This is a genomic window from Variovorax sp. 01N429 (assembly GCF_056399425.1).
Window position 1 is genome coordinate 608,560 of sequence record NZ_JBFTRG010000001.1, and the last position, 16,745, is coordinate 625,304.

At 62.6% G+C, this 16,745-nt stretch carries 18 protein-coding genes; 4 read left to right on the forward strand and 14 right to left on the reverse strand.

Going from position 1 to position 16,745, the window contains the following annotated elements; all coding sequences use genetic code 11:
• Positions 1-20 precede the first annotated feature (20 nt).
• The 14 genes from AC1DSF_RS02930 to AC1DSF_RS02995 form a co-directional block, all read right to left on the reverse strand.
• A complete protein-coding gene (locus AC1DSF_RS02930; RefSeq protein WP_478182310.1) occupies positions 21-1,187 on the reverse strand; it encodes a Gfo/Idh/MocA family protein in 1,167 nt (388 codons plus the stop codon).
• A gap of 231 nt (positions 1,188-1,418) precedes the next feature.
• The gene (locus AC1DSF_RS02935; protein ID WP_478125291.1) at positions 1,419-2,384 is read right to left on the reverse strand and encodes a substrate-binding domain-containing protein; all 966 of its coding nucleotides are present in this window, start codon (positions 2,382-2,384) and stop codon (positions 1,419-1,421) included.
• 66 nt (positions 2,385-2,450) lie between these two features.
• Complete coding sequence (locus tag AC1DSF_RS02940; protein ID WP_478182311.1) at positions 2,451-3,476, reverse strand: ABC transporter permease; 1,026 nt, start codon at positions 3,474-3,476, stop codon at positions 2,451-2,453.
• Positions 3,448-4,974 carry a sugar ABC transporter ATP-binding protein gene (locus tag AC1DSF_RS02945; protein ID WP_478182325.1) on the reverse strand — a complete coding sequence of 509 codons (1,527 nt, stop codon included), beginning with the start codon at positions 4,972-4,974 and terminating at the stop codon, positions 3,448-3,450. The genes AC1DSF_RS02940 and AC1DSF_RS02945 overlap by 29 nt, the downstream gene beginning before the upstream one ends.
• The gene (locus AC1DSF_RS02950) at positions 4,974-6,143 is read right to left on the reverse strand and encodes an ROK family protein (RefSeq protein WP_478182326.1); all 1,170 of its coding nucleotides are present in this window, start codon (positions 6,141-6,143) and stop codon (positions 4,974-4,976) included. The genes AC1DSF_RS02945 and AC1DSF_RS02950 overlap by 1 nt, the downstream gene beginning before the upstream one ends.
• A 311-nt stretch (positions 6,144-6,454) precedes the next feature.
• The gene (locus AC1DSF_RS02955; protein WP_478099104.1) at positions 6,455-6,874 is read right to left on the reverse strand and encodes a F0F1 ATP synthase subunit epsilon; all 420 of its coding nucleotides are present in this window, start codon (positions 6,872-6,874) and stop codon (positions 6,455-6,457) included.
• 16 nt (positions 6,875-6,890) lie between these two features.
• The gene (atpD, locus tag AC1DSF_RS02960) at positions 6,891-8,306 is read right to left on the reverse strand and encodes a F0F1 ATP synthase subunit beta (protein WP_478125216.1); all 1,416 of its coding nucleotides are present in this window, start codon (positions 8,304-8,306) and stop codon (positions 6,891-6,893) included.
• A gap of 51 nt (positions 8,307-8,357) precedes the next feature.
• The gene (atpG, locus tag AC1DSF_RS02965) at positions 8,358-9,233 is read right to left on the reverse strand and encodes a F0F1 ATP synthase subunit gamma (RefSeq protein ID WP_478125217.1); all 876 of its coding nucleotides are present in this window, start codon (positions 9,231-9,233) and stop codon (positions 8,358-8,360) included.
• A gap of 21 nt (positions 9,234-9,254) precedes the next feature.
• Positions 9,255-10,808 (reverse strand): F0F1 ATP synthase subunit alpha, encoded by a 1,554-nt coding sequence (gene atpA / locus AC1DSF_RS02970; protein ID WP_478125218.1) that lies wholly within the window; start codon positions 10,806-10,808, stop codon positions 9,255-9,257.
• A 36-nt stretch (positions 10,809-10,844) separates the two neighbouring features.
• Positions 10,845-11,375, reverse strand: a complete 531-nt coding sequence (locus AC1DSF_RS02975; protein WP_478125219.1) for a F0F1 ATP synthase subunit delta — start codon at positions 11,373-11,375, stop codon at positions 10,845-10,847.
• Between the two features lie 8 nt (positions 11,376-11,383).
• On the reverse strand, positions 11,384-11,854 hold the full coding sequence (locus AC1DSF_RS02980; RefSeq protein WP_478125220.1) for a F0F1 ATP synthase subunit B: 471 nt from the start codon (positions 11,852-11,854) through the stop codon (positions 11,384-11,386).
• Positions 11,855-11,935: 81 nt separating this feature from the next.
• Positions 11,936-12,199: a F0F1 ATP synthase subunit C gene (gene atpE / locus AC1DSF_RS02985; RefSeq protein ID WP_019657641.1), complete on the reverse strand. Its 264-nt coding sequence runs from the start codon at positions 12,197-12,199 to the stop codon at positions 11,936-11,938.
• 61 nt (positions 12,200-12,260) lie between these two features.
• Positions 12,261-13,130, reverse strand: a complete 870-nt coding sequence (gene atpB, locus AC1DSF_RS02990; protein ID WP_478125221.1) for a F0F1 ATP synthase subunit A — start codon at positions 13,128-13,130, stop codon at positions 12,261-12,263.
• A 12-nt stretch (positions 13,131-13,142) separates the two neighbouring features.
• Positions 13,143-13,631, reverse strand: a complete 489-nt coding sequence (locus tag AC1DSF_RS02995) for an ATP synthase subunit I (RefSeq protein ID WP_478125222.1) — start codon at positions 13,629-13,631, stop codon at positions 13,143-13,145.
• Between the two features lie 172 nt (positions 13,632-13,803).
• Here AC1DSF_RS02995 and AC1DSF_RS03000 point away from each other — a divergent pair, with 172 nt between their 5' ends.
• Genes AC1DSF_RS03000 through lipA form a run of 4 tightly spaced genes read left to right on the forward strand, consistent with a single transcriptional unit; the run spans position 13,804 to position 16,741 of the window.
• The gene (locus AC1DSF_RS03000; protein ID WP_478125223.1) at positions 13,804-14,709 is read left to right on the forward strand and encodes an aminotransferase class IV; all 906 of its coding nucleotides are present in this window, start codon (positions 13,804-13,806) and stop codon (positions 14,707-14,709) included.
• Positions 14,706-15,017 (forward strand): YbeD family protein, encoded by a 312-nt coding sequence (locus AC1DSF_RS03005; RefSeq protein ID WP_478182312.1) that lies wholly within the window; start codon positions 14,706-14,708, stop codon positions 15,015-15,017. Before AC1DSF_RS03000 ends, AC1DSF_RS03005 begins: the two co-directional genes overlap by 4 nt.
• Positions 15,018-15,027: 10 nt before the next feature.
• A complete protein-coding gene (lipB, locus tag AC1DSF_RS03010) occupies positions 15,028-15,708 on the forward strand; it encodes a lipoyl(octanoyl) transferase LipB (RefSeq protein WP_478125225.1) in 681 nt (226 codons plus the stop codon).
• Between the two features lie 19 nt (positions 15,709-15,727).
• Positions 15,728-16,741 carry a lipoyl synthase gene (gene lipA, locus AC1DSF_RS03015; RefSeq protein ID WP_478125226.1) on the forward strand — a complete coding sequence of 338 codons (1,014 nt, stop codon included), beginning with the start codon at positions 15,728-15,730 and terminating at the stop codon, positions 16,739-16,741.
• Positions 16,742-16,745 lie beyond the last annotated feature (4 nt).

Consider the following 16,745-nt stretch of genomic DNA (forward strand, 5'->3'; position numbering starts at 1 on the left):
CTCCCCGTCAGTCATGTCGGCTACCACCCCGTCCATTTGACCGTGCTGCTCGATGAAGCCACCGTGCGTTCGATGAAACGCACTCCGCGTGCACCGTCCTCCACGCGCGGATAGTCCGCCGCGAGCGGATCTGCAGCCACGCCCGACGTTCGCGCACGAATGTCCGCGACCACGCCACCGTAGACATTGGCAAAGGCTTCGATGAAGCCCTCCGGATGCCCACTCGGAAGCCGACTCGCGCGCCGGGCCGATTCGCACAGCCAGTTGGCGCCACGTGTGTAGATGCGTTTCGGCCCATCGTGGGGCAGATGCGTCAATTCGCTGGGCCGCTCCTGATGCCACTCCAGGGTGCCGAGCGTGCCCGAAACGCGCAAACGCAGGTCGTTCTCGAGACCCGTGCTGATCTGCGATGCAATCAGCACCCCTCGCGCCCCGCCGCGAAACCTCAGCAACATGCTGCCGTCATCGTCGAGCGGCCGCCCCGGTACCAGCGAACTGAGATCAGCGCAAAGGCTTTCGATCTCCAGCCCCGTCACGGTTGCCACGAGGTTCTCCGCATGCGAGCCGATGTCTCCGATGGCCCCGGCCGCGCCGCTCTGCGCAGGATCGCTGCGCCAGGCGGCCTGCTTGTTGCCCGAGCCTTCCAGCCGCGTCGCAAGCCATCCCTGGTTGTATTCAACGACCACCTTGCGAATTTCGCCGAGTTCGCCCGAGCGCACCATCTCCCGCGCCTGCCGAACCATCGGATAGCCCGTGTAGTTGTAGGTCACCCCGAAAACCGTACCCTGCCGCGCCACCGCCGCCACCAGCGCATCCGCCTGCTCGCGCGTGTGCACCAGAGGCTTGTCGCAAACCACGTGAAAGCCCGCGTCGACAAACGCCTGCGCGACCGGATAGTGCATGTGGTTGGGCGTCACGATCGAAACAAAATCGATCCGCTCATCCGGAGCCCGCTTCAGTTCGTCGTCGAGCAGCCTCCGCCAATCCCCATGATTGCGGCCCTCCGCAAGAAACAAGTCGCGCCCCGACGCCCTCGCCTTCTCCGCATTCGAAGAAAGCGCCCCCGCCACCAGCTCCACCTGTCCATCCAGCGCCATCGCCTTCCGATGCACAGCACCAATAAAGGCGTCCCGCCCCCCGCCAACCATGGCGTAGCGCAGCCTCCGCAAAGAAATATCGTCATTCATGATGTAAACCCAAAAGCCCCTCCCTTTCCAATCCAGAACCACCGCGGAACCGGCTTAGCCTGGCCGCCGATGCTGCCCCCGGTCAGGGGAAGGCGAAGCGACACGATCTGCGCGCAGCCTGAGGGCGAATAACAGGAACACCGCGGAACCGGCTTCGCCGGGCCGCTGGTGTTGCCCCCGGTAGGGGGTGGAGAGCGACACGAAGTGCGCGAGCCTGGGGGCGAGCTCTATCTAGAACGGCGAATCCGGGTGATAGAAGCTCTTCGCGTTGTCCTTTGTGATCAGCACCGAAGGAATGATCGTGGTCGCCGGCAGCTTCTCGCCCTTCAGTCGCGCTTCGGCAGTCAGCTTGATCGCGTCGTAGATGAACTTCGGCGAATAGCTCACGTCGGCGTCGATGCGCGGGTCCTTGCCGTCGATGATGGTCTTGACCATGCCCTTCGCACCGGCACCGCCGAAGACGATCTTGATGTCATTGCGCTTGGCCTGCTCGACTGCCTTCAGCACGCCGACGGCCATGTCGTCGTCAGCGGCCCAGATCGCGTCGATGTCCTTGAATCGCGTCAGGTAGTCCTGCGTGACCTTGAAGGCATCGTCGCGGTTCCAGTTGGCGTACTTGGCGTCGAGGATCTTGATGTCGGGATAGCCCTTCATCACGCTGTTGAAAGCGTCCATGCGTTCGTTGTCGAGCGTCGTCGGGATGCCGCGCAGGGCGACGACGTTGCCCTTGCCGCCCAACTTCTTCGCGATGTATTCAGCCGGGATCTTGCCGAAGGCGGTGTTGTCGCCGGCCACATAGGCGTCTTGCGCGCTGGTGTCGGTCAGGCCGCGATCGACCACGGTGACGTAGACGCCCTTGGCCTTGACCTGTGCCACCGGCTTGGTGAGTGCCGCCGATTCGAACGGAAAGATCACGAGCGCGTTGATCTTGCTCACGGTCGACAGATCCTGCAGCTGATTGGCCTGCTCGGGCGCGTTGGCGGCCGTCTTGATCGTGATCTTCAGATCCTTGTGTTCCTTCTCCAGGTCCTTCTTGGCCTGTTCGGCCCAGTAGTTGATGCCGCCCATGAAGCTGTGCGTCGCCGCCGGGATCGACACGCCGAGATTGACCTGTTCGGCGGCCGCAAGGACCGGGAATGCCGCGATGGTGGCGGCGGCGACGGCGCTCAGTGCGATGCGTCGGGTGATGGAAGCCATGGAAGTCATGCTGCTTGTCTCCTTTGGTGAATGAAACGAAACGGACGAGAACGCTGGAAAAAACCGCTACCGCCGACCTCTCTGCAGGAAGGCGACGACGATGATCACGAAGCCCTGCACCGCGGCGTTGAGATATACGCTGATGATGCTGGTGAGATTCAGGATGTTGCTGATGACCGAGAGCAGGATGGCGCCGATCACCGTGCCGACGACGCTGCCCGAGCCACCCTTGAGCGCAGTGCCGCCGACGATCACCGCGGCAATGGCTTCGAGCTCCCACAGCAGCCCGGTAGTCGGCGATGCAGAGCCGAGCCGCGGCACATAGAGCAAGGTCGCGATGCCGACGCACACGCCGAGCAGCACGTAGGTCATGATCTTCACGCCGTCGACGCCGACGGCCGCGTAGCGCGCGACCTGTTCATTCGAGCCGATCGCCTGCACATAGCGGCCGTAAGCCGTGCGGTTGAGGATCACCCCGCCGATGATCGCCACGATCAGGAACACCCAGACCGGCACCGGTATGCCAAGCAAGCTCGCGTAGTACACCGGCGCGTAGAGGTCCGACAGGTCGTTGTCGAGCGTGAGCGCGCCGCCGTTGGCGAAATAGGTCAAGTAGGCGCGAAAGATGCCGAGGGTGCCCAGCGTCACGATGAAGGGCTCGATCCGCCCCTTGGTGATCAGCAGCCCATGCGCAAGCCCGAACAAGGCGCCAAGCACGATCGCGAGGACCGCGCCGAGGATCACCGCCAGCAGCGGCGATCCAAGCGCCGGCCCCATGGCATTGATGAACATGATCACGCAACCGGCAATCAGCGCCGCCATGGAACCCACCGAAAGATCGATGCCGCCGGAGATGATGACGAAGCACATCCCGACCGCGATGATGCCGATGAAGGCTGTGCGCGTCAGCACGTTCATCGCGTTGTCGAGCGTCGCGAAGTCGCTGTTGAGGAGCGTGCCGGCGATGCAGAGCAGCACCAGGCCGATAACGGGGCCGAGGCCGTGCAGGCGCTCGGTCCAGCGCGGCCGTGCCTCGCTGCGGTGCGCGGGCTGAGCGCTCGGCTCAACGCTCTGGGGCTGTTCCGGTGGCATGAGCGATGAGCTCCTCTTCGGTCAGGTGGGTGGCATCGAGCGTGGTGACGAGACGGCCGGCTCGCATCACCGCGACGCGGTGGCACAGCCCGATCAGTTCCATCAGTTCGGACGACACGACGATGACGGCAAGCCCTTGCCGGGCCAGCCGCTGGATCAGGAAATAGATGTCGCGCTTGGCGCCCACGTCGACGCCACGCGTCGGTTCGTCGAGCACGACGACCTTCGGATGCGGCTGCAGCACCTTGGCGAGCGCGAGCTTCTGCTGGTTGCCGCCGGAGAGCGCCGACGCGCGCGCACTGAGGTTGCCGGTGCGAATGCCGTAGTCCCTCACGGCCTCGGCCAAGGCCGCACGCTCTGCGTCAGGCTTGAGCCATGGCGCTGCGTAACGCTCCAGCGCCATCAGCGTAAGGTTCTGGCGCAGTCCGAGATGGACGTGCAAGCCTTTGCCCTTGCGGTCCTCGCTGAGATAGGTCAGTCCGTGCCTTGCGGCGTCGCGCGGGTTGCGAAACTGGACGGCGCGTCCTTCGATCTCGACCGTACCGCTGGCAGGGCGCAGACCGAGCAGGCCTTCGAACAGCTCGGTGCGTCCGGCCCCCACCAGGCCGGCAAAGCCAAGAATCTCGCCGGGGCGGACTTCAAAGTTGGCGTTTTCGGCCCACCCGGGCACTGTGAAGTCGCGCACTTTCATCGCCGGGGCGGCGGTGGCGACAACAGCATCGCGCGGCGGATAGAGATCCGCCAGTTCGCGCCCAACCATCAAGTTCGCCATTTGGTGCCGCGTGACGTCGGTCGTCGGCGCGCGCGCGACGAAGCGGCCGTCCCGCATGACGATGACTTCGTCCGTCACGCGCTCCACCTCGTCGAGCTTGTGCGAGATATAGACGATCGTCACGCCGTCCGCGCGCAATTGCGCGATCAGGTTGAAGAGGCGTTCGGTCTCGCCCGGCGTGAGGGTCGCCGTGGGCTCATCCATGATGAGCAACCGTGCATGGCGCGAGATTGCCTTCGCGATTTCGACCATCTGCTTCTCGGCGACGATGAGCCGGCGCACCTTCGTGGTCGGGTCGATCCGCAGCCCGACCTGGGCGAGCGCAGTGGCGGAATCGCGCACCATCGCGGCGTCATCGAGCAGCCATCCCTTCTTCTTTTCGTGGCCGAGGAAGATGTTCTGCGCGACGCTCAGGTCTTCCGCGAGGTTGAACTCCTGGTGGATCAAAACGATGCCGAGTGCTTCGGCATCGCGCGAGCTGTTGAACACCTGGGGCTCGCCGTTGATGAGCAAGGTCCCGGCGGTCGGCGATTCATAGCCGGCGAGGATCTTCATCAATGTCGACTTGCCTGCGCCGTTTTCGCCGAGCAAACCGTAGACGTGGCCGGGCGCGAGCGCAAAACTGACGCCGTGCAGCACCTGCACGGGGCCGAAGGATTTCTCCACCTTTTCGAATTCCACCGCAACGGCGGCTCTTGCGTTCGGGGGGCTGGCGGCCGCGTCCATCATGGCGCCACGCCTCGCACTTTGAGGGTCTGCTGCATGGCAAGCACCCCAGCGCCAATCAGCCCGCCCTGGCCCTCGAGCGGCGTGTATTGGATCTCCAGATGCCGAGTTGAAAGCGCCAACGAGCGCTGGTAAACGCTTTGGCGCACTGCGGCAAGAAACAGCGGTCCGATGCGCGTGATGCCGCCCCCGATGAACACGTGCGACGGATTGAAGAAGTTGACGATTGACGCCAGCATCTGACCGATCAGGCTGCCCGCGCGCTGCACGATCGCGTTTGCCGCGGCATCGCCCGCGCGGCTCGCCTGTCCGACATCAGTCGCCTCGATGCGGCCTTGCGTGCGCAGGCATTCCGCCAGCGGAGCGCTTTCACCCGCTTCAGCTGCGTGGACCGCCATGCGCGTGATCGCCGGTCCTGCTGCCATGGCCTCCACACATCCCAGGTTGCCGCAGTGGCAGCGGGGTCCTTCCTGGTCCACGCAGATATGGCCAACGTCGCCCGCAGAGCCTGCCGCACCCCTGTAAACCTCCCCGTGGCAGACAATGCCGCAACCGATACCAGTCCCCACCTTGATCACGAGGAAGTTGGAAAGTGAACGCTTCAGCCGCCAGAGCTCGCCCAGCGCCATCAGGTTGACGTCGTTGTCGACAAAGACGGGTGCCGCGTAGTCTTCGCGCAGGTAGTCGCGAATCGAAAAGCTGTCCCACGCAGGCATCAGCGGCGGGTTCACGAGCTGGCCGATCTCGAAATTGACGGGTCCTGGCACGCCGATGCCGATTCCGATCACGTGCTTGGCCTCGAAGCCCGCCTGCAGCAGCAGCTCACGCATCAGCCCTCTCACGCGAGCCAACACCGCGCCCGGCCCTTCCCGCACATCGGCAGGTTCCGCGTGATGCGCCAGCAAATTCATATTCGGCGCGAGGACGGCCACGTCCAGGCTCGTCGCGCCGATGTCCACGCCAACAAGAACCCCAAGCCCCGCGTGCAGCTGAAGGTTCTCGGGACGCCGCCCGCCGCTGGAACGCTGAAGCCCCGCTTCGGCCAAAAGCCCCTGCTCGACCAGCCCCGCGATCAGCGAATTCGCCTTGCTCTTGGAAAAACCCAACTCGTCGGCCATGCGATGACGCGAGCCGCCGGCCGACCAGAAGGTCGTTTCCAGCAACTGCAGCTCATCCGTCGTCAGGCGACTCCAAGGGCCCACGTTGTCTCCGTCATATTTGTTCTGCGCTCAGATCCGTCCGATCCAAGCGAAGCCGAATACTATGAGCCGCGCTTCAGCCAAACAAGTCTTAACTTCGACCAAATAAAATTCAAAGCGACGCTGCACAAGCTCCGCAAACGAGGAAAAGCCGCCCAAAGGCGGCTTTTCTGCTGTTCCCAACCCGTGGAACACCGCGGAACCGGCTTAGCCAGGCCGCTGGTGTTGCCCCCGGTCAGGGGGTGGAGAGCGACACGAAGTGCGCGAGCCTGGGGGCGAGCTTATTTCTTTTCGCGGTACTTGCGCAAAGCAGCAAGTTGAGCAGCCATCACGGCCAGTTCGGACTGGGCCATCGCGATGTCGATGTCCGTCTTCGCGTTTTTCAATGCTTCCTCGGCGGCAGCCTTGGCGACGTTCGCCTTCTCGTCGTCGAGGTCCTTGCCGCGAATCGCGGTGTCGGACAGCACGGTCACCGAGGTAGGCTGCACTTCGAGAATGCCGCCGGCAACGAAGACGAATTCCTCGCCGCCATCGGCCGTCTCGATGCGCACGGCGCCGGGGCGGATGCGCGTGATCAGCGGCGTGTGGCGCGGGTAGATGCCGAGCTCACCGACTTCGCCGGGGAGCGCGACGAACTTGGCCTCGCCGGAGAAGATGGACTCTTCGGCGCTGACCACGTCCACGTGAATGGTGCCTGCCATGGTGATTCCTTAAGCCTTAAGCGACCTTCTTGGCCTTCTCGAACGCTTCGTCGATGCCGCCAACCATGTAGAAAGCTTGTTCCGGCAGGTGGTCGGCTTCGCCGTTCACGATCATCTTGAAGCCGCGGATGGTCTCCGACAGCGGCACGTACTTGCCGGGCGAGCCCGTGAACACTTCCGCGACGTGGAAGGGCTGCGACAGGAATCGCTGGATCTTCCGAGCGCGGGCCACGGCCAGCTTGTCTTCCGGCGCCAGTTCGTCCATGCCCAGAATCGCGATGATGTCGCGCAGCTCCTTGTAGCGCTGCAGCGTACCTTGCACCGAACGCGCGACGTTGTAGTGCTCTTCACCAACGACGTTCGGGTCGAGCTGGCGGGAGGTCGAGTCCAGCGGGTCCACGGCAGGGTAGATACCGAGCGAAGCGATGTCACGCGACAACACGACGGTGGAGTCCAAGTGGGCAAAGGTCGTTGCGGGCGAAGGGTCGGTCAAGTCATCGGCCGGCACGTACACAGCCTGGATCGACGTGATCGAGCCGACCTTGGTCGACGTGATCCGCTCCTGCAGACGACCCATTTCTTCGGCCAGCGTCGGCTGGTAACCCACGGCGGAAGGCATGCGACCCAGCAGCGCGGACACTTCGGTACCGGCGAGCGTGTAGCGATAGATGTTGTCCACGAAGAACAGCACGTCACGGCCTTCGTCGCGGAACGACTCGGCGATGGTCAGGCCGGTCAACGCCACGCGCAGACGATTGCCCGGGGGCTCGTTCATCTGGCCGTAGACCATGGCCACTTTCGACTCGCCGAGGTTCTCCAGATTCACGACGCCGGAATCGGCCATCTCGTGATAGAAGTCGTTCCCTTCGCGGGTGCGCTCACCGACGCCGGCAAACACGGACAGACCCGAGTGCGCCTTTGCGATGTTGTTGATGAGCTCCATCATGTTCACGGTCTTGCCGACGCCGGCGCCACCGAACAGACCCACCTTGCCGCCCTTGGCGAATGGGCAGACCAGGTCGATCACCTTGATGCCGGTTTCGAGCAGGTCTTGCGAGGGCGAAAGTTCGTCGTAGGCGGGTGCCTTGCGGTGGATCGAAGCGGTGAGTTCCTGGCTCACTTCGCCGCGCTCGTCGATCGGGCGGCCCAGCACGTCCATGATCCGGCCCAACGTTGCCTTGCCGACGGGCACCGTGATCGGCGCGCCGGTGTTGGTCACGATCAGGCCGCGGCGCAGGCCGTCCGACGAGCCGAGCGCAATCGTGCGCACCACGCCGTCGCCGAGCTGCTGCTGCACTTCGAGGGTCAGTCCGCCGCCTTCGAACTTCAAGGCGTCGTACACCTTGGGCATGCGGTCACGCGGGAATTCCACGTCGACAACGGCGCCAATACATTGAACGATCTTGCCTTGAACTGCGTTTTCTTGAGCCATCATCTGCTCCGATAAAAATTTAAATCTGTTGAGGTCGAGCGACTGGCCGACTTAGACGCCAGCGGCCGCCGCGGCGCCCGAAACGATCTCCGACAGCTCTTTGGTGATGCCTGCCTGGCGGGTCTTGTTGTAGACCAGCTTGAGCTCGTTGATCACGTTGCCGGCGTTGTCCGTGGCGGACTTCATCGCAACCATCCGTGCCGACTGCTCCGAAGCCATGTTCTCGGCGACTGCCTGGTACACCAGCGATTCCACGTAGCGCACCAGAAGTTCGTCGATGACGCTCTGCGCATCGGGCTCGTAGATGTAGTCCCACGAATGCTGGCCCTTTTCGACCTTCAGCGAGTCCGCCGCGAGCGGCAGCAGCTGCTCGACCACGGACTCCTGGCGCATCGTGTTGATGAACTTGGTGTAGCAGAGATAGACGGCGCTGAGCTTGCCCTCGGCATAGGCGTCGAGCAACACCTTGACCGGGCCGATCAGCTTGTCAAGGTGTGGCGTGTCGCCCAGTTGGGTGACATGCGATACGACGCGCGCGCCGACGCGATTCAGAAAGCCGAGGCCCTTGTTGCCAATGGCGACCGCTTCGATCCCCACGCCTGCGGACTGCAACTCGCGCATCTTGGTGGTCAATGCACGCAACACGTTGGTGTTCATGCCGCCGCACAGACCCTTGTCCGTCGTGACCAGGATGAAGCCCGTCGCCTTCGTATCGTTCGTCTTCATGAACGCGTGCGTGTACTCCGGGTTCGCGTGGCCGAGGTTGGCCGCGATGTTGCGGATCTTCTCGCTGTAGGGGCGGGCGGCGCGCATGCGTTCCTGCGCCTTGCGCATCTTTGACGCGGCCACCATTTCCATGGCCTTGGTGATCTTCTTGGTGTTTTCCACCGATTTGATCTTGCCGCGGATTTCCTTACCAGCTGCCATTGGGACTCCTTGCGTCGCCGATCAGGCGAACGACTTCTTGAACGACGTGACGGCTGCGGTCAGCTCGGCCTCGGCATCCTTGTCGATCGCCTTGGCTTGTTCGATCTTGTCGAGCAGCGCGCCATGGCTGGACTTGAGGAACTGATGCAGGCCATGTTCAAACGGCAGCACCTTCTTCACCTCGAGGTCATCCATGAAGCCCTTGTTCACTGCGAACAGCGACGCGCCCATCAGCGAGATGGGCAGAGGGCTGTACTGCGCCTGCTTCAGCAGCTCGGTCACGCGTGCACCGCGGTCGAGCTGCTTGCGGGTCGCTTCGTCGAGGTCGGAAGCGAACTGCGCAAAGGCGGCGAGCTCGCGGTACTGCGCCAGATCAGTACGAATACCGCCGGACAGGCCCTTGATGACCTTGGTCTGCGCCGACGAACCCACGCGGGACACCGAGATACCGGCGTTGATGGCGGGGCGGATGCCGGCGTTGAACAGGTTCGTTTCCAGGAAGATCTGGCCGTCGGTGATCGAAATCACATTCGTCGGAACGAAGGCGGACACGTCGCCGGCTTGCGTTTCGATGATCGGCAGTGCGGTCAGCGAACCCGTCTTGCCCTTGACTTCACCCTTGGTGAAAGCTTCGACGTAGTCAGCGTTCACCCGAGCTGCGCGCTCGAGCAGACGGCTGTGAAGATAGAACACGTCGCCAGGGTAGGCTTCACGGCCTGGTGGGCGGCGCAGCAGCAGAGACACCTGGCGGTAAGCCACGGCTTGCTTGGACAGATCGTCATAGACGATCAGCGCGTCCTGGCCGCGATCGCGGAAGTATTCGCCCATCGTGCAGCCCGAATAGGCGGACACGTATTGCATGGCAGCCGATTCCGAAGCGGAGGCTGCGACGACGATGGTGTATTCCATCGCACCGGCTTGTTCCAGAGCGCGAACCACGTTCTTGATCGACGAAGCCTTCTGGCCGATCGCGACGTAGACGCAGGTCATGTTTTGACCCTTCTGGTTGATGATCGCGTCGATAGCCACTGCCGTCTTGCCGGTCTGGCGGTCGCCGATGATCAGCTCGCGCTGACCGCGGCCGATCGGCACCATCGAATCGATGGACTTCAGGCCGGACTGCATGGGCTGGTCGACCGACTTGCGGGCGATCACGCCTGGAGCGACCTTTTCGATCACGTCCGTCATCTTGGCGTTGATGGGACCCTTGCCGTCGATCGGCTGGCCCAGTGCATTCACCACACGGCCGATGAGTTCGGGTCCGACCGGCACTTCAAGAATGCGGCCCGTGCACTTGACGGTATCGCCTTCGGAAATGTGCTCGTACTCGCCCAAGATCACGGCGCCGACGGAGTCGCGCTCGAGGTTCAGCGCGAGGCCGTATGACGGCGTGCCGTCCGGCGTGGGTGGGAACTCGAGCATTTCGCCTTGCATCGCATCCGACAAGCCGTGCACGCGCACGATGCCGTCGGTCACGGACACCACGGTGCCTTCATTGCGAATGTTCGCGCTGACCCCGAGACCCTCGATGCGGCTCTTGATCAGTTCGGAAATTTCTGCGGGATTGAGTTGCATGACTCTTTCCTTCTTTCGTTAAGGGGGCTGGCGGCCTCAGGCTGCCAGCGCAACTTTCATTTGTTCAAGACGCGCTTTGACGGAGGTGTCGAGCACTTCGTCGCCGACCACCACGCGGACGCCGCCGATCAGCGACGGATCCTGCTGGACCGAGACCTGCAGCTTGCGGCCGAAGCGCTTTTCGAGCGCGGCAGACACGTTACCCAACGCGGCTGCATCAATGGGGAAGGCGCTGTACACCACCGCATCGGACGAACCGCTCTGCGCATTCGCCAGACTCCGGAACTGCTTGGCGATTTCGGGCAGCGCGGTGAAGCGTCCGTTCTCGAGCAGCGCCGTCAGGAAGTTGTGCGCGGCGGGCGGCAGCGGTGATCCGAAGGCACCGGAGACGACGCTCAATACCTGTTCTGCCGTGACCTTCGGGTTGTCGGCGAACTGCTGGAGCTCGGCGCTGGCGGCAATGGCCGCAACCTTCTCGAGCCAGGCGCCGGCGCCGGACAGGTCCGATGAGGACGCCTTGAAGAGCGCTTCGGCGTAAGGACGTGCAATGGTGGCGAGTTCTGCCATGGCTTCGATCAGAGTTCGGTCTGCAGGCGGGACAGCAAATCGGCATGGACAGCCGGGTTCACTTCCTTCCGCAGGATCTGCTCGGCGCCCTTGACGGCCAGTGCAGCCACTTGCTCGCGAAGGACTTCACGTGCCTTCATGGCTTGCTGCTCGGCTTCGACGCGAGCGGCCGCAACAATCTTGTTGCCTTCTTCCGTGGCACGGGCCTTGGCCTCTTCAACGATGGCCTGCGCACGACGTTCGGCATCTGCAAGGCGCTGCGCGGACTCGTTGCGAGCCTGCCCGAGTTCGGCTTCCACGCGCTTGTTGGCGGCAGTCAGCTCGGACTTGGCCTTGTCGGCTGCGGCAAGGCCTTCGGCGATCTTCTGGGCACGATCGTCCAGCGCCTTGGCGATAGGCGGCCACACAAATTTCATCGTGAACCCGACAAGAATCAGGAACACGATCATCTGGATGATCAGGGTACCGGTAATGCTCACTTTTCACCCTCTCTTTGGGAATGAATCCAACGCCATTCAGCGAAAGAACGACATGGGTTCGACGAGAAAGCCTGAATCCGATTACTTCGGCAGGTTGGCGATTTGCGAGAGGAACGGGTTGGCGGTAGCGAACCACAGCGCAATACCAGTACCAATGATGAACGCGGCGTCGATCAGACCGGCAAGCAGGAACATCTTGGTTTGGAGTTCGCCCATCAGCTCAGGTTGACGCGCAGCCGACTCGAGGTACTTGCTACCCATGATGCCGATACCGATACAAGCGCCAACAGCACCCAGACCGATGATCAGGCCGGCGGCCAGTGCGACAAAGCTAATAACTTCCATGATGACTCCTAGAGGACTTTGGTTGAAGAGAAAAGAAAAAAACGAGATCGAAAGCAGCGGCTCAGTGTTTATCGTGAGCCTGGCCCACATACACGAGCGTCAGCATCATGAACACGAAGGCCTGCAAGATGATGATCAGGATGTGGAAGATGGCCCAGGCAGTGCCCGCGATGATGTGGCCGATGGCCAGCAAAATGCCGGTTGCAGACAGGGTCCAGGCACCGCCCATCAAGGCGATCAGCAGGAAGATCAGTTCGCCGGCGTACATGTTGCCGAATAACCGCATGCCGTGCGAGACGGTCTTGGCGATGAACTCGATCATCTGCATCGCGAAGTTGAACGGATACAGCGCCCAGTGGTTGCCGAAGGGGGCCGTGAAGAGTTCGTGAACCCAGCCGCCCAGACCCTTGATCTTGATGTTGTAGTAGAGGCAGATGAGCAGCACCGAGACCGAGAGACCCATGGCCACCGAGAGATCAGCCGTCGGGACCACACGCAGGTAGGCGTGGTGCGGATCGCCACCGGCCACGCCGAAGATCTTGGCCCACAGGAACGGCAGCAGGTCGACGGGCAGCAGGTCCATCCCATTGAGCATGACGATCCACAGAAAGACCGTGAGCGCCAGCGGCGAGACGAACTTGCGGCTTTTCGCGTTGTGGACTATGCCCTTGGCTTGCTGGTCGACGACCTCGACCAGGATTTCGACCGCGGCCTGGAAGCGGCCCGGTACGCCCGAGGTGGCCTTGCGAGCCGCCAGCCACAGGAGCCAGCAGCCCAGCACGCCGAGCGCGATCGAAAAGAAAAGCGAATCGAAGTTGAAAACGGTGAAGTCGGCAACCCCTCCAGGTTTGGAGCTCTGAAGATGCGTCAAGTGGTGAACGATGTATTCACCAGCGGTTTGACCATGTTCCGCAGCGTTTTCAGCAGCCATCCGTTACTCGTCTCAAAGTTTCTGGCGCTTGGGGGCAAACATTACCGCCACCCACGCCGCCTTCATTGTCACCACCAGGCCGATCAGCATTGCTGGCCAGCTCAGCGCCACTACAAGTCTTGGCGCGGCGATCAGCATCGCCACCGTCAAGACCATCTTGACCATCTCCCACAAGAAGAATCCGAACACCGCAGTGCCCGCATTCAAGGAAGAAAACCTTCCGGTCAGTCCCCGCGCGAAAACCGCAGCAGGCACAACCACCGCCAGTGCGCCGTACCCGGCGGACCACCCCAGACTTAGCCTCCCTGTCAACCCCCAGGCGGCCAACGCCACCAGGAGCCCCGCCACGACTTGAATTGCGATCACGCGCCATGGCGAGATCGACGGCTTCTTGTCGCGAAGCCGTTGCGCCTCCTCGGCTGTCAACGGCTTGAAGTCGTCTTCTGAATCGAGGGTGTCCTCATGGACCCCTTTGGAGGCATCGCGGGCGATTGTTTTCATTTCGAATGAAGCCCGGATGACGACCCAGAATTTCTACAAAGCCATTGATTATAGGGAGAAAGCTACGGCTTCCCGCCAATTGACCGAGCATGCCGTGGAAATGATCCTTGCGCTCCGGTGTGGAATCGGGTCCGGGTTGGAAAGCCCGGATGAGCCCCCACCATAATTCGATATGCATCCGATCACCGACGCTCTTCCCGATTCAATGTGTTACCTCGACGGCAACTACACGCCGCTGCGCGATGCCAAAGTGAGCGTGCTGGATCGCGGCTTCATCTTCGGCGATGGCGTCTACGAAGTGGTGCCGGTCTACGGCGGTCAGCCGTTCTGTTTCGAAGAGCACATGGCCCGCCTCGATCGCTCGCTGGCCGAGCTGCAGATCAAGAATCCACTGACGGCGCGCCAGTGGCGCACCATTGCGATGCGGCTGATCGATGAGGCCCCGCCGACCGTCCGCAGCGGCATGCAGGGTATCTATATTCAGGTCACGCGTGGCGTCGCACCGCGCGACCATGCGATGCCGCAGGGGCTCACTCCCACAGTCTTCGTGATGGCCAATCCGATGAAGCCAGTGCCGGATTCAGTGCGCACCAAGGGCGTCGCCTGCGTGAGTGCACATGATTTCCGCTGGCAGAAGGCGCACATCAAGAGCACCAGCCTCCTTGGGGCCGTGCTGGCTCGGCAGATCAGCGTCGAAGCCGGCGCGGCGGAGACCATCATGTTTCGCGGCGAGTCGCTGAGCGAGGCGTCCTCGAGCAATGTCTGGGTCGTGAAGGACGGCGCGATCAGCGGTCCGCCCAAGGACGAGCTGGTGCTTGCAGGCATTCGCTACGGGCTGATCGAACGGCTGTGCGCCGATGCCGGCATTCCATTCAGCCTGCGCCGCATCGCGCGCGATGAAGTTTTCGGGGCCGACGAACTTCTGCTTTCGTCTGCCAGCAAGGAGATCCTGCCGGTCGTGACGCTCGATGGGCAAACGATTGGCGAAGGCCGGCCCGGACCCATCTACCAAGCCTTGCATGCCGGCTATCAGCAGGCCAAGGCACGCAGCAAGCAAGACACCGGAGTCGCAGCATGAGCACCATCCCACCCACTGACGGACCGACGGAAACCACAGCCGATGCGCGCAAGGACTCGTTGATCGAGTACCCGTCGAAGTTCCCGATCAAGGTCATGGGCGCGAAGGTCGACGGTTTCGTGCACGTGGTCACGAAGATCGCCGAACAGTTCGACCCGACCTTCGACGCGGCGACCGTCGAACTGCGCAACAGCAAGGCGGGCAATTACCTCGGCGTGACGATCACGGTCACCGCGACCAGCCGCGAGCAGCTCGATGATCTGTACCGGGCGCTTTCCAGTCATCCGATGGTGAAGGTAGTGCTCTGAGCGCTTACCGATGACCGCAGCGCTCCAAGTAACGGTGCTGGGACGCGTCGACTATGCCGCGACCTACAACGCGATGCAGAAGGCAACGCAGGCGCGGACAGCGGAAACGCCCGACCAACTGTGGATCTGTGAGCACGAGCCGGTCTACACGCAAGGTTTGGCCGGAAAGGCGGACCACGTATTGAGCCCTGGACCTGTTCCCGTCATGCAGACCGACCGAGGCGGGCAGGTGACTTACCACGGGCCCGGGCAAGTGGTGGCGTACCCGCTCATCGACCTGCGCCGCGCCGGCTACTACGTCAAGGAATACGTCTACCGGATCGAGGAATCGGTGATCCGCACGTTGGGCCATTTCGGCGTCACCGGCCACCGCGTCGGCGGCGCACCCGGCATCTACGTGCGGCTCGACGACCCGTATTCGCACGCAGCGCTGACCGGCCCCGTTCATCCGGGCGATCCATTTCGAGGTCTCGGCAAGATTGCCGCCCTGGGCATCAAGGTCAGCCGCCATTGCACCTACCACGGCGTCGCACTCAACATCGCGATGGACCTCGAACCCTTTTCCCGCATCAACCCTTGCGGGTACGCGGGGCTGAAAACCGTCGATCTTTCTACAATCGGCGTTCAAACAACCTGGGACGAAGCCGCGCAGGTGCTGGGCAGCAAGCTCAACATCTATCTCGCACCTTGAGCCCCGCCAAAGAGAAGCCATGAGCACACTCAATGTTGTCCGCGACGCGCAGAGCCCCGAGGACTACAACCCTCTCGCCAAGCAGAAAGCGGCGGCCAAGCTGTCGCGCATCCCCGTCAAGGTGGTCCAGGGCGAAGTGCTCAAGAAGCCGGAATGGATTCGCGTCAAGGCAGGCTCCCCCACGACACGCTTCTACGAGATCAAGCAGATCCTTCGCGAAAGCAACCTGCACACCGTCTGCGAAGAGGCTTCGTGCCCCAACATCGGCGAATGCTTCGGCAACGGCACGGCAACTTTCATGATCATGGGCGACAAGTGCACGCGGCGCTGCCCGTTTTGCGATGTCGGCCATGGCCGTCCCGACCCGCTCGACAAGGACGAGCCGCTCAACCTCGCCAAGACCATCGCAAAGCTGCGCCTCAAATATGTGGTGATCACCAGCGTGGACCGCGACGACCTGCGTGACGGCGGCAGCCAGCACTTCGTCGATTGCATCCGCAACATCCGCGAGCTTTCGCCACAGACGCAGATCGAGATCCTGGTGCCAGATTTTCGCGGCCGCGACGATCGTGCCCTCGAGATCCTCAAGGCCGCGCCGCCGGACGTCATGAATCACAATCTCGAGACGGCACCGCGCCTCTACAAGGAAGCGCGGCCTGGCAGCGACTACCAGTTCAGCCTCAACCTGCTCAAGAAGTTCAAGGCGCTGCATCCGGACGTGCCAACAAAGAGCGGCATCATGGTCGGGCTCGGAGAGACCGACGAAGAAATCCTGCAGGTGATGCGCGACATGCGCGCGCACAAGATCGACATGCTGACGATCGGGCAGTACCTCTCGCCCAGTAACAGCCACTTGCCGGTGCGTCGCTACGTGCATCCCGACACGTTCAAGATGTTTGAGGAAGAGGCCTACAAGATGGGCTTCAGCCATGCGGCTGTCGGCGCGATGGTGCGCAGCAGCTACCACGCGGACCAACAGGCGCATGCGGCGGCTTCGCACGCGGCAGACGCTCAGGTGCTGCCGCAAGCCTGATTCC

Coding starts and splice junctions, on each gene's coding strand:
- AC1DSF_RS02945 (WP_478182325.1), bottom strand. CDS start 4,974: ATGGACGCGGCCGCCAGCCCCCCGAACGCAAGAGCCGCCGTTGCGGTG.
- atpD (WP_478125216.1), bottom strand. CDS start 8,306: ATGGCTCAAGAAAACGCAGTTCAAGGCAAGATCGTTCAATGTATTGGC.
- AC1DSF_RS02935 (WP_478125291.1), bottom strand. CDS start 2,384: ATGGCTTCCATCACCCGACGCATCGCACTGAGCGCCGTCGCCGCCGCC.
- lipB (WP_478125225.1), top strand. CDS start 15,028: ATGACCGCAGCGCTCCAAGTAACGGTGCTGGGACGCGTCGACTATGCC.
- atpE (WP_019657641.1), bottom strand. CDS start 12,199: ATGGAAGTTATTAGCTTTGTCGCACTGGCCGCCGGCCTGATCATCGGT.
- atpG (WP_478125217.1), bottom strand. CDS start 9,233: ATGGCAGCTGGTAAGGAAATCCGCGGCAAGATCAAATCGGTGGAAAAC.
- atpB (WP_478125221.1), bottom strand. CDS start 13,130: ATGGCTGCTGAAAACGCTGCGGAACATGGTCAAACCGCTGGTGAATAC.
- AC1DSF_RS02955 (WP_478099104.1), bottom strand. CDS start 6,874: ATGGCAGGCACCATTCACGTGGACGTGGTCAGCGCCGAAGAGTCCATC.
- AC1DSF_RS02940 (WP_478182311.1), bottom strand. CDS start 3,476: ATGCCACCGGAACAGCCCCAGAGCGTTGAGCCGAGCGCTCAGCCCGCG.
- lipA (WP_478125226.1), top strand. CDS start 15,728: ATGAGCACACTCAATGTTGTCCGCGACGCGCAGAGCCCCGAGGACTAC.
- AC1DSF_RS03005 (WP_478182312.1), top strand. CDS start 14,706: ATGAGCACCATCCCACCCACTGACGGACCGACGGAAACCACAGCCGAT.
- AC1DSF_RS03000 (WP_478125223.1), top strand. CDS start 13,804: ATGCATCCGATCACCGACGCTCTTCCCGATTCAATGTGTTACCTCGAC.
- atpA (WP_478125218.1), bottom strand. CDS start 10,808: ATGCAACTCAATCCCGCAGAAATTTCCGAACTGATCAAGAGCCGCATC.
- AC1DSF_RS02995 (WP_478125222.1), bottom strand. CDS start 13,631: ATGAAAACAATCGCCCGCGATGCCTCCAAAGGGGTCCATGAGGACACC.
- AC1DSF_RS02975 (WP_478125219.1), bottom strand. CDS start 11,375: ATGGCAGAACTCGCCACCATTGCACGTCCTTACGCCGAAGCGCTCTTC.
- AC1DSF_RS02930 (WP_478182310.1), bottom strand. CDS start 1,187: ATGAATGACGATATTTCTTTGCGGAGGCTGCGCTACGCCATGGTTGGC.